General features: G+C 58.6%; 9 protein-coding genes. 6 read left to right on the top strand and 3 right to left on the bottom strand.

Annotation, left to right across the window (positions count from 1 at the left end):
* The first annotated feature begins 234 nt into the window (after nucleotides 1-234).
* The 3 genes from PH552_RS00315 to PH552_RS00305 all read left to right on the top strand — a co-directional run bounded on the left by PH552_RS00315 (nucleotide 235) and on the right by PH552_RS00305 (nucleotide 1,373).
* Entirely contained in the window at nucleotides 235-453 is a 219-nt protein-coding gene (locus tag PH552_RS00315; RefSeq protein ID WP_285165293.1) for a hypothetical protein, read from the top strand.
* Nucleotides 446-1,033 (top strand): hypothetical protein, encoded by a 588-nt coding sequence (locus PH552_RS00310; RefSeq protein ID WP_285165292.1) that lies wholly within the window; start codon nucleotides 446-448, stop codon nucleotides 1,031-1,033. Before PH552_RS00315 ends, PH552_RS00310 begins: the two co-directional genes overlap by 8 nt.
* 136 nt (nucleotides 1,034-1,169) lie before the next feature.
* Nucleotides 1,170-1,373 (top strand): CsbD family protein, encoded by a 204-nt coding sequence (locus tag PH552_RS00305; RefSeq protein WP_152094911.1) that lies wholly within the window; start codon nucleotides 1,170-1,172, stop codon nucleotides 1,371-1,373.
* A 201-nt stretch (nucleotides 1,374-1,574) separates the two neighbouring features.
* On the opposite strand, the gene PH552_RS00300 is transcribed toward PH552_RS00305, so the two are convergent.
* The 3 genes from PH552_RS00300 to PH552_RS00290 are packed head-to-tail and all read right to left on the bottom strand — an operon-like array spanning nucleotide 1,575 to nucleotide 7,019.
* The gene (locus tag PH552_RS00300) at nucleotides 1,575-4,835 is read right to left on the bottom strand and encodes an error-prone DNA polymerase (protein WP_285165291.1); all 3,261 of its coding nucleotides are present in this window, start codon (nucleotides 4,833-4,835) and stop codon (nucleotides 1,575-1,577) included.
* Nucleotides 4,832-6,346: a Y-family DNA polymerase gene (locus tag PH552_RS00295; protein ID WP_285165290.1), complete on the bottom strand. Its 1,515-nt coding sequence runs from the start codon at nucleotides 6,344-6,346 to the stop codon at nucleotides 4,832-4,834. Before PH552_RS00295 ends, PH552_RS00300 begins: the two co-directional genes overlap by 4 nt.
* Entirely contained in the window at nucleotides 6,261-7,019 is a 759-nt protein-coding gene (locus tag PH552_RS00290; protein WP_285165711.1) for an ImuA family protein, read from the bottom strand. Before PH552_RS00290 ends, PH552_RS00295 begins: the two co-directional genes overlap by 86 nt.
* A gap of 293 nt (nucleotides 7,020-7,312) precedes the next feature.
* Between PH552_RS00290 and PH552_RS00285 the strand changes: the two genes are divergently transcribed.
* The 3 genes from PH552_RS00285 (at nucleotide 7,313) to PH552_RS00275 (ending at nucleotide 11,587) form a co-directional block, all read left to right on the top strand.
* Nucleotides 7,313-8,086, top strand: a complete 774-nt coding sequence (locus tag PH552_RS00285) for an SOS response-associated peptidase (protein ID WP_285165289.1) — start codon at nucleotides 7,313-7,315, stop codon at nucleotides 8,084-8,086.
* Between the two features lie 691 nt (nucleotides 8,087-8,777).
* Nucleotides 8,778-10,070 (top strand): hypothetical protein, encoded by a 1,293-nt coding sequence (locus PH552_RS00280; protein ID WP_285165288.1) that lies wholly within the window; start codon nucleotides 8,778-8,780, stop codon nucleotides 10,068-10,070.
* Nucleotides 10,067-11,587, top strand: coding sequence for a hypothetical protein (locus PH552_RS00275; RefSeq protein ID WP_285165287.1), 1,521 nt, complete (start codon nucleotides 10,067-10,069; stop codon nucleotides 11,585-11,587). Before PH552_RS00280 ends, PH552_RS00275 begins: the two co-directional genes overlap by 4 nt.
* Nucleotides 11,588-12,028 lie beyond the last annotated feature (441 nt).

The following is a 12,028-nucleotide window of genomic DNA, read 5'->3' as shown; positions in this document are numbered from 1 at the left end:
CGACAATCCCGTATGCGGATAGAAATAATTTCGGTCATATTCCGCTGCAAGCTTTTGGGTTCGCGCCACCAGGCTGTTGGCTTTCGGCCAAACAGGAGGTGCTCTTGACTCCATCTAAAATGAGAACATAATAGGAACAAATTGCCAGAGCGAAAACCGGCCGCGCAATTCCATATTTATAAATCAGCAGTTTGACACCCCATGATTTTAGGGGTGCAGGAGACATATTGCCTCATGACAGCCGTAGCCGCTCAAACAGATGAACTGCAATCCGATCAGGTCGCTTCCGTGCTCAAGCTCTTTGAAGGCAATGCTCATGCGGCAATCGGCGCTCTTCTCGCCGAGCTGCAATTCGTTCGAGGACAGCTGGCACTTAGTGAAGCCGGAATGAGCGTCGGCTTTACGCGCGGCTGGGTTCCGAGTTTTGAAAGCGGAGGAGATAGCAATGTTTGAATATTCGAGAGATCCACGGCCTAGAGATGGTGTCCTCACTATATCTCAGGACGACGCGCAGGCGCTTTATGATTTTGTCGGTCATTTGGGACGGCATGCCTTTGACACCTTCAGGGACGACCGACCCGGCTTCCGTGGCAAGTCGCCAGACATGCTGCACCATCTCGGCAGGATGCGCGACCTGCTGGAAAACGTCATGGACTACCCGACCTTGGACGAGGAACTTTGCTGGGACGAGCCGAAGCCGCTCGCGATAGACGAGGTTCATGGCTTGCTACTGACGGAGGTCGGCAATCGGCCTGGCATCCGTTATCTTCAGGTGGCTGTTTACTGGAATGACGAACACCGAGGTTTCGGCACGCTTCAGCTTGCCGTCGATGACGAGGCTGGCGAAACCTGTGGCCTGTTCCAAGTCGAGGATCTCGCCGGCGAGCAGGTCAATTGCGGTCCGGGCTGGTCGCAATCCGGTGCCGATCTCGACGAGACGATCCGCATGTTCATCAATGCCTTTCCGATGCAGCAGCTGGAAGCGCGCAACGAAGATTGCATCAACGAAATGCTTGCGGCGAAAGTCGCCTGACTGTTCGCAACGGCGATGCAGGTACATCCGAAATCAAGTCGGAAGATTATCGCGCGCCGCGCTGACAGTGGCTTAGAATTGAACAATTCGCATCTTTGAGCATTGATCCTTGGTAAGCCGAAAAGGAGAAATTGCCATGGATTGGAATCGCGTCGAAGGCAACTGGAAGCAGGTTAAGGGCAAGATCAAGGAACAGTGGGGTAAACTTACTGACGACGATCTTGATCAAATCGCCGGCAAGCGAGATCAGCTCGAAGGCAAGATCCAGGAGCGGTACGGCCTTGCTAAGGACCGCGCCAAGTCCGACGTCGACGATTGGTATGACCGTCAGACCTGGTAAGAGATCGAAAGGGCCGGCGTAGCCGGTCCTTTCTCAATGGAACTCACATCGAAAAGCTCGCCCGCCCGTGCCAGCGGATGTTCTTCACTCATCAATTCGTGAAGATCAGAAGCACGCCGATTGTGGCTTGCTTCCAGGTAGAGGTTTGGAAATCAAAACAACATAGGGACGTGAGGATCACGATATAGCTCACCCCCATGCTTATTGAAAATTCCGCACCCTCACCTTCAACCTCTCAATAAGCCGATCCGGCTCATAAATCTCCCGCGCCTTCATTATTGCCCGCTCTCGCGAATCCGGGCTTCCCGGCGTCCCATGCGCGAACTCGTCGCCGCGCCCGGTCGGTAGCCTGAAGGCCTGATCGCGATCGGCAAGACCGGAGAGATCGCTGGTGAGATCAAAGAGCTGCTGGGCAACCAGATGGACCACCTCCCCTTCCCGCTGGATGCGGCCATTGATCGCCATCATCGAGGATCCGAGAACGATGCGTCGGCGGCGCTCGAAGAGGCTGGGCCAGACAACGACATTGGCGGGCCCGGTCTCATCCTCGACGGTCAGGAACATGACGCCCTTGGCCGAGCCCGGCTTCTGGCGCACGAGCACGAGGCCAGCCGTCATCAGCCAACGGCCGTCACGGGCGGACATCGCCTCCTCGCATGTGACGATGTTGCGGGCGGTAAGATCCTGGCGCAGGAAGGCAAGCGGATGCTGGCGAAGGGTGAGACCGGTATGGCTATAGTCCTGGATGACGTTATGCCCTTCCGTCATCTGGCGCAGGCGGACCTCTGGCTCCCGCTGCTCGGCGATCGTCCTTTGCTCGCGCTCGGCCGCCGCGGCAAAGAGCGGCAAGGGCTCGTCGCGCAACGCCTTGATGGCCCAGAGCGCATCGCGGCGCTGCAGATTGAGCGACGGCAGAAACGCGTCCGCCTCGGCAAGCTCGACCAGGGATGCGGCCGGCACGCCGGAGCGCCGCCAGAGGTCATCGACGCTCTCGAATGGTTGGTCAGCGCGGGCGGCAATGATGCGGGCCGCATCGACCTGAGCAAGACCATGGACCATGTGCATGCCGAGACGAACGGCGTGGCGATCGCTGCCTTCGACCGGTTCCAGCGTGCAGTCCCAGCGCGAGCTGTTGATGCAGACCGGACGGACCTCGACGCCATGCTTCCGGGCATCGCCGACGATCTGGGCCGGCGCATAAAAGCCCATGGGCTGCGAGTTCAGAAGGGCCGCGCAGAAGGCGTCGGGATAGTGGCGTTTCACATAAGATGAGGCATAGGCAATCAGGGCGAAACTGGCGGCATGGCTTTCGGGAAAACCGTAGGAGCCGAAGCCTTCGAGCTGCGAGAAGGTCTTTTCGGCGAATTCCGGCGTATAACCATTCCTGACCATGCCGGAGACGAGCTTGTCCTTGAACTTCGAGACACCGCCGGTGAACTTGAAGGTCGCCATCGATTTGCGCAGCTGATCGGCCTCGCCGCCGGTAAAGCCGGCGCAGACCATCGCCACCTTCATGGCGCTCTCCTGGAAGAGCGGCACGCCGAGCGTCTTGCCGAGAACGGCCTCGAGCTCCGGCGTTGGATAGTCGACCTTCTCCTTGCCCTCGCGCCGACGTAGATAAGGATGCACCATGTCGCCCTGGATCGGACCGGGCCGGACGATCGCCACCTGGATGACGAGATCGTAGAAGGTGCGCGGCTTCATGCGCGGCAGCATGGACATCTGGGCGCGAGATTCGATCTGGAAGGTGCCGAGCGTATCGGCCTTGCGGATCATCGCATAGGTCGCCGGATCCTCCTGAGGGATTTGAGCCAGATCGAGATCCAGATGCTTGTGGTCCTGGATGAAGGCAAAGGCCTTCGACATGCAGGTGAGCATGCCGAGCGCCAGCACATCGACCTTCATGAATTTTAGCGCTTCGACGTCGTCCTTGTCCCACTCGATCACCTGCCGATCGACCATGGATGCCGGCTCGATCGGCACGAGATCGTCGAGCCGGTCGTGGGTCAGCACGAAACCGCCGGGATGCTGGCCGAGATGACGGGGCGCGCCCATCAGCTGCTGCGCCAGTTTCAGGGTCAGAGCCAGTCTGCGATCCCTAGGATTGAGGTTGAGCTCACGCAGGCTACGTTCGGTCACCAACTCCTCCGACCACGACCACATGCCCGACGACAGCGACTTGATGACGTCCTCCGGCAAGCCGAGCGCCTTGCCGACATCGCGGATCGCTCCCTTGGCGCGGTAGCGCGTCACCGTCGCGCAGAGAGCCGCCTTGTCATGACCATAGGTCCTGTAGATCCATTGGATCACCTCCTCGCGCCGCTCATGCTCGAAGTCGACGTCGATATCCGGCGGCTCGTCGCGCTCCTGGGAGACGAAGCGCTCGAAGAGAAGATTGTTGGTCTCGGGATCGATGGAGGTAATGCCGAGGATATAACAGACGGCGGAATTGGCCGCCGATCCCCGCCCCTGGCACAGAATGCCCTGGCCGCGGGCATAACGGACGATCGAAAACACCGTCAGGAAATAGGGAGCGTAGTTCATGGTGCGGATGAGATCGAGCTCATGGCGGATCACCTTCAGCACAGACGGCGGCAAGCCCTCGGGATAGCGGTTCGGAATGCACTCCCAGACATAATGCTCCAGGGATTGCTGCGCCGTCTTTCCCGGTACGATCGCTTCCTCCGGATATTGGTAGGTGAGCTCCTCCAGCGAGAATTTGCAGCGTTCGACGATCTCGAGCGTGCGCGCGAGCGCTTCGGGATAGCGCGGAAAGAGCCGCGCCATTTCTTCCGGAGGTTTGAGAAAACGGTCTGCGTGCCTCTCCCTCTCGAAGCCGATATCGTCGATGGTGGAGGTGTTGCGGATGCAGGTGACGATATCCTGCAGCTGCCGGCGTGACGGTTCGTGGAAAAGGACGTCATTGGTGACGACCGTCTTCACTTTGAAGCGCGCCGCGAGATTGGAGAGCTCATGCAGTCGCAGCTGATCATTGGGCCGCCGGCGCAGGCAGAGCGACAGATAGGCGCGATCGCCGAAGATCTCGGAAAGCTTCCGGAGCTGAAGGGCACAGGTCTCGTCGGCAAGATCGGGGACAAGAATGCCGATCAGGCCCTCGGCATAGAGCGCGATATCTTCCCAATGCAGGATACAGTTGCCCTTGCCACCCCTGCCCTTGCCGAGCGTCAGAAGCCGGGTCAGGCGGGAATAGGCGACGCGATCGGTGGGATAGACGAGGATGGACATGCCGTCGGCAAGATCGAGACGGCAGCCGACGACGAGACGCAGGCCGGTGGTCCGCGAAGCCTCAAGCGCCCGCACGATCCCGGCCATCGAATTGCGGTCGACGATGCCCAAGGCGCTGATGCCGAGTTCCTTCGCCGTTCGGAATAGCTCGTCGGCCGAAGACGCGCCGCGCAGGAAGGAGAAATGGGTGGTGACCTGCAGCTCGGCGTAGCTCATGCGAAGATCCCGTGGCAAAACCAGCGATGCGAGCCTGTGGCAGGATCGACGCCGTCACCGGAGCGGAAGATCCAGAGACGCTCACCACTCTCGTCCTCGATCACGAAATAATCCCTCACCGCATCGAATTCGGAGCTCCTGGTCCACCATTCCCCGAAGATGCGCTCGGGACCATCGGCGCGTCTGACCCGCCGGCGCCTGCCGCGCCAGGTGACGGAGACAGGCGGATGATCCGGCAACAGCGCGATGACGTCGATTGCTTCCGGCCGCGCCAGCAGCCGCACGGGACGCGGCCAGTGATGCACCCACGTTTCCGTGATGTCTTCGGCTGCCGCCGAGATCCGCCGGACGCTGCGTTCGGGGACGTCGGAGGCCACCGGCGCGATGCGATAGACGCGCTGGCCACGATTGCCAAAGGTGTCGATCAGTGGCGTGATGTCCTGATCGTTCTCATCAACCAGCGACGACCGCTGCTCCTCGGCAAGCGGTTCGGTCATGACGGCGACGAGCGTCAGCTTCTCGATACCAAAGCCGGGCTCGATCTTTTCCGTTCGATCGCGAAACAGCTTTGTCAGCCAGGCGACGTCGCGGGCCGGCTTGGCCGTGCCGGCGCGGATCGCCTGCCTGCTGCCATCGACCTTTTCGACAATCAGATCTGTGCGACGGACGCCGAGCCCCTTGCGCTGCAGTTCGGCTACCAGCCTGACGATGAGACGCCCGACATATTTGTCGATCGTCTCGGCGGCACCGATCGGTTCGGCAAAGGCACGGCTGACTTCGATCCATTCCGGCGCCCGGATGGGGTCGATCGGTTCGGCGACACGACCAAACATCTGGTCGAGACGCCGGCCGATCTCCGGACCGAAGCGCAGCGCCAATGGCGCCCGCGGCGTCGCCAACAGCTCGCCGATGGTTTTAAAACCCAGCGTTCGAAGGCTGATGACGGTTTCGGCCGATAGCCGCAGATGCGAGATCGATAGCCGTTCGACGGCGCGGGTGGTCTCTCCAGGCGGAATGATGACGGCTTCGCGGTTGGTGGCGCGGGCACAGGCATGGGCCGCGCCCCAGGTGTCGGCGAGCGCTGCATGGACGGTCAGCCCCCGCGCCCGGAAGCGATTGACGATCCCGATGAGCATGGGAAGCTCGCCACCCTGCAGATGATCGGCCCCTTCCGTATCCATGACGATGCCATCCGTGCCGTCGACCGCGACGATCGGGGAATATTGTGAGAGGGCCCAGAGTGCGATCCGCTCCAGCGCTTCGGCATCGGCCGCCGGATCGGCATCGACGAATTGCAGGCCATGCACCATGGCCTGCGCCTTGGCGGCCGGCATGCCCACCCGAATACCGGCCTCCCTGGCCTTTGCATCGGCCGCGGATATAAAGCGCTTGGAGCCGCTGCTCGTGATCAGCACCAGCGGCCGGTCAGGCGATAATTCTGCTTTCTGATTCATGCGCCTGATCCGCTCGATCGGCAGGTCCGGCAGATAGATGGATACGACCCGTGGCATCGCACGCTCCCACGATAAACTCAGCGCACTCACCCGCCTTCACTCTCATCAATTCCAGCAGCCATCGCGGCCGCCCGACGCCCGGAACCGGCAATTCCTCCGATGGCAAGACGCTGACCCGCCACCGCGTCGTCGACGCCGTCGGCTGCCCGAAATCCGAGGCCTCCACCTGCCGGCGCCAGCGCCGGACCACCAGGCCCATCGTCCCGGTCTTTTCCGCCGCGAGCTGCAGGCGGCGCGACGCCACCATCGGCAGCCGGACGATCTCGCCGACGACGGCGCCAAGGCCGCCGAAGGCCAGCGCCTCTTCCATCGACGCGAGAACGTCCTCCTCGCGGTCGGCCTCGACGAAGATGACCCGGTCGGGATGAAGACCTGCCTGCGCCAGCGCCGGAAAGAACAGGTCCGGCCGCGTCAGGCACCAGACGATCTTGCCCCTGGTCCGCGCCGCGATGCCGGCGGCGAAGAGCGTGGCAGCTGCTCCATCGACGACCCCTGCTCCGCCACCTGCGAACTCGTGTACGGCGCCATAGGCAAGACCACCACCCGGCAATACGGCATCGATCTCAGGCACGCCAAAGGCGAGACAGCCGCTCCTCCTGCCCGCATTGCCTTCCAGTAACGCAATGCGATCCTTCAGATCGGATATCACCCGATTACGGGCAGCGGTCATCATTCACGGGTCCTTGCGAGGTCGCGTTAGCATCGACGTGATGTCGGTCAAGTGTATTTGTTCACTAAATGTTCCAACGCGATTCGCGAGTCAAGCAACCCGAAATAGGAATATTATCCCTCTATTTTAGTCGACTTTAAGATTCCCATTGGGAATCATGGACATGACTTCGATCGGGCGATGATGAAGCTTTCGAAAAAGTTTCGAAGTCGATCGGCCGGCACCCATCGATTGGCATTCCGGCGCTTCGTCGGCTACCATGTCCGCCTGCTTCAAGGGGAGATGGAGCGTCGATGTGCAACTTGTACCGCATGGAAGACAAGGACTGGGTGAACAAGTGGGCTCAGGACGCCGAGAGCCTGATCAACCTGATGCCGGCCTATCAGATGAACCCAGATCAGATGGGGCCGATCGTCCGCAACACCGCCGACGGAGGCAAGCAGCTCGTTCATGCCCGCTGGGGCCTTCCCTCCCCAAGGTTCGTTCTTGAAAAGCTAGCGCAGGCCAAGGCCGAGAAACTGCGAGTCAAGGGTAAGGAGTTCGACTTCGAGCAGTTGGTGCGCGAGCAGGTCGACCGTGGTGTCACCAATGTGCGCAATCTGAAGCTTCCGCATTGGAAGCGCTGGTTCGGCGTCGAGAACCGCTGTCTTGTCCCCGTCACCAGCTTCGCCGAGCCGGATCCGGCAAGCCAGGAAGCAGGCGGCAATGTGCCGAATGCCTGGTTCGCGCGCGATGAAGATAAGCCGCTGATGTTCTTTGCCGGCATTCATGTTCCGCAATGGACATCGGTGCGCAAGGTCAAGGATGGCTTCACGACCGACGATCTCTATGGGTTTCTGACCACCGATCCGAACAATCTCGTCAAGCCGATTCACGACAAGGCCATGCCGGTGCTGTTGCTGACCAAGGAAGAGGCCGATGTCTGGATGAGGGCGCCTTGGGAGGAAGCCATGGATCTTGCGCGGCCATTGCCGGATGATGCGTTGATTGTCGCGTCCCGCGAGCCATATGGTTCGACCATCGTCACCAAGGATGGCGAATTGGTCAGCTCATCGCGCTTGCTGTAGCGAGCGTCGTTTCGGCGGTTCAATGAACGGGCAACTGTTCGGATAACAGGAGTTCCTGCATGCTGCCTTCGCCGACTGGGTCACGATCCACTCGCAAATGCCCTCACTCGAACGTCGCCGGCCTTTGACCAAGCGAAGGACGTGACGTTCTTGGTCGCAGCATCAAGCGGAGCGAAATGTCATGCAGTTTAAAGCGTTGGCTTTCGGCGGAGCAATGAATTGGAACTATCGCCGGAGACGACCGTGAGAATCTCGACTCGCTGTTGGCTATAACGTGTCGTCCGCAAGGACCAGCAGCTTGGTCGTCCTAGCGGTGTGGACACTGCCTTTATCTGGCTTGTTCTCAATAGCCTGCGGGGTTTAAGCGACCTCGCGGACGCATGACGCTGGGCTGCCGCATCACGGATTTAATACGGCAATGGGCCCAGACACAATATCATGTGTAAATTCTAAAACCAGGCTAGCATTTTTGGCCAATCACCGGTCGAACAGAGAATCACTAGTGTCCTAATAATCTTCGCTCGCCGATATCGTTGTACATACATCGGAGAAATACACCAAAAATCGCAAAAGTTGTTTATATCTTCTCCATTAATTTAAAGGCCGCAGACTCCAGTGCGATTCTAACGTACTAATTCTGAAATTAGCAAGGCGGTTGCTATGTTATACTTTCCATCCAGCGAGGTGAAGCATGCTGGCGCGTTGTCTTGCAATTTTAGCTGGCCTCGCGCTAGCCTCGTGTCAGGCAAATGACGGTTCCTATCTATTGAGGGGCCCAGGCTACGAGCTGAACGCCCAGCATGCGTCAATATCGTCCTCCCAGCTATTCGCCTACATGAAGGTCATGTGCAGGGACGCGGGCTTGTCATACTCATCGTACGGAGAATACTCGGGTTGCCCCGGAAGCATGAAGCCGGAAGGCTACCAAGCGCTGCTCCAAGCGGGCTACAACGAGATAGATCTCGGTTGCAGACAGTACATTCAGATCGTCTTCGAAGCGCGGGTTCGTGAAAGCCAATTCAAAAGTACAAATTCCCTGATACAGGCATTCATAAGTGGTGTTTTCACCTTGGAAAGCGCTGGGCCAAAACTGTTCTCGTACCTGGTTCTATCCTCCTCGGCGGCAAACGCGTTCTACGACGCATCCATGATAGATCCTCTGCAGAGCATGACGATTGAGAACATCATGAGCGTCGTCGAGAAGCGACAGCAGGCATTCAGTCGGGCCACCGCCGCTGGGGGGATTTCATCACAGCCACAGGTTGTCAGGGCATGGCGGGAATATCAGTGGCTTTGCACTCCCATTTCCATCAACTCCGATTTTAACGCACTTGCTGCCGCCGGCGCAGACGGGAGGAGAGTGGATTTCGATGCCGACGCCCTGAGGGTTGTCGCAGGAATTACCGGCACCGTGAAAAAGGTGCAAAAGTTCAACCCGGGCAACGGACTTGAGCCTGCTCCAAAAGTTCCACCAGCGGACAATGCTGTGGGAGTGTTCGAAAAGGCTCTGAGTGACTCAGAGGTCAAAAAGCTCCAGTCGGCATTGTGCACTACAACGGGCGGCGGATTCGGTCCTGCCACCAGAGCCGCCATCAATGCTTGGAGAACAGGAAGCGCGTCAACCCAGGTAACCGACAGTGATCTGAACAAGGGCCTTGGGGACAAAGATGTCAAATATCTGCTGAATACAAAAAGCTGCGCGTCTCTCGGTTACAAGAGCGCATACGAGCGGGCTTTCCTCTATGACTCGCCGGCCCTTTCCCTTGGCCCCGGCACGCCGTCGTCCGAAGTCGCGGGAGTTCGAGCCAGAGAGATCGCATTTCTGGCAAACGCGCTCAACGTTTCTGTCAGCACAGGAGCGACGACCGTAGAACCTCCGCTTCGTGACGCGATCCGCAAAAAGCGAAAAGAGCTGAATCTCAAAGGCGACTACATAGACCAAGAGTTTCTGACCAAGCTAGATAAAGGAGGCGCATCAAAATGATCTATGAGGCGAATCGTCCATTCTTGAAGCTTTATGAAACATCCACGAGCCAGGATCCGAAGGTGACGATGGGACCAGGGTTCGCGCGGTTCGAGGGGCAAGGAAATGTCCAAAACGATCGACGACCGGTCACGGTCCAGGGGCAGTCGACACCCATCTGGTGGGTCAACGACGGCGACCTGAACGAGATTGCGGACCCAACACCTGGATTTGCCCTACCGCAGATCGGAGACCTCGAATTCTACGAGGACTGCGATTTAGGGGCGCGGGCACTTTCGGGTTTCTTGGACGCTGGCGGCATGAATGTCGAATACTTGCTGCTGTTGGCGTGGGCTGAAAGCGGCTGGACAAATACTGACAGGCAGGGACGGGATGGGGCCGACGCTGACTTGACCGGTGAGATTGGGCCTTACCGCTTCGATGAGGACGTGTGGGAATCGCTTTTGAACGATACGCGATACGCGGAACTTGTTCGCGGTTACACCACCGTTGACCGACTTACCCCTCAAGCACAGTGCCTGTTCGCTGCAATCCGTGCCAATCGGCTGCAGTTAATCTTGAAAACGGCAGGAACCGCCGACCCGGCGGCCTGGCTCTTGCGGGTCGGCCATCGCATTGGCGACGATTACATAGTCGCATTGGCACAAATGAACGATCCTGATCCGATATCAGCGATAACCCCCGCGATTCCTAACAGCGTCATTGAGGCTTGCCCGAAGCTCTTCCCTGCACAACAACAGACGACTAAGGCGGCGGTGTTTAGCGCTGTGCAGGCCGAATTCGAAAGCGCCAAGCGCGCAGTCACGCAAAGACTTGTCGGCATGGTACAAACCTCGGTCGTGGACGCGATTATCGGAGGAGCGAGTCCCGATATGCGGTTGGGCGCTCTGGGCCTACTCGACTTCATCGGGAAGTACGAGGCCGCGGGAAATTACAATGCGGTCGTCGATCGCGTGAGAAACGAAAACAACCCACAGCTTACCAATATGACCATCGCTGATGTGCTCGATTACCAAGGCGGCTTGGGCGCGAGAAACGCATGTGGTAAATATCAGATCATCCAGAGCACCCTTAGCGGAAACTACGCAGCTTCGGGGCTTTCCAATGACAGTATGTTCAATCCCGACGGACAGGACCAGATCGGCTACCATCTTCTGATGGCCGTTAGTGGCGGAGATACTTTCATCAAATCTGACGGTGGGCAGGCAGCCATTGACGCGTTTGCATTGAAGCTAGCACAACAGTGGGCAGCATTACCGGTACTGCGGGCCATGAACGGATACAAAGGTGTCCATATTGAGCCTGGTGACAGCTATTACTCCGGGACTGGTGGAAACGTCGCCGGTGCTACAACCGATCAGCTTTTAGCCGCTATAGCTAAATTCCAGCATGAGGTGCTGGCTGCCCAAACCGTACCGCAAAAAATGGTCTTCCGATCTAGCAAGCGCGTGAAGAAGGCGCAGGCAGCCTGGAAAGCAAAGCTGCCCTATAACAGGATTTTGACGCCAAAAATGTAGTTTTCAAAATTCACTCGGAGGATAGAGCAAGATTAGTTCCGATCGATAAAAGCCGACCAACCACACGAAAACGGCGGAACATGATTGGTGCGCGAACAATCATGGTTGCTCTTTCGACGTCCTCAGCGGCCTTTGCTGTGCCGCTCTGACCTTTAAGTCATAGGAAACGTTAAAGCCTTCGGCATCGACGGCACGCCACAGTCAGTATTTCCTGCCATTGATCGATACGACAAGGTCGTCAAGATGCCATTTGTCGGCAAAGGTGCCTCGTGCGCCGTTTTGCATTAATCGGGGTCTTCCTCACTTTGTGTTGAGATCGGCCCGGCCGTAGGGCTGGAGCGACCATCCGCCGTGGATGAACACGAAGACCTTTTGAATAGAAGCGACAAGCTTCTGCCGGGAGAGTCGAAGCACTATGCATTATGCTCCTTGGTCAGGAGC

This window comes from Rhizobium aureum, from assembly GCF_030182495.1.
GTDB lineage: Bacteria > Pseudomonadota > Alphaproteobacteria > Rhizobiales > Rhizobiaceae > Rhizobium > Rhizobium tropici_C.
This window is presented reverse-complemented; position numbering and strand designations above follow the sequence as displayed.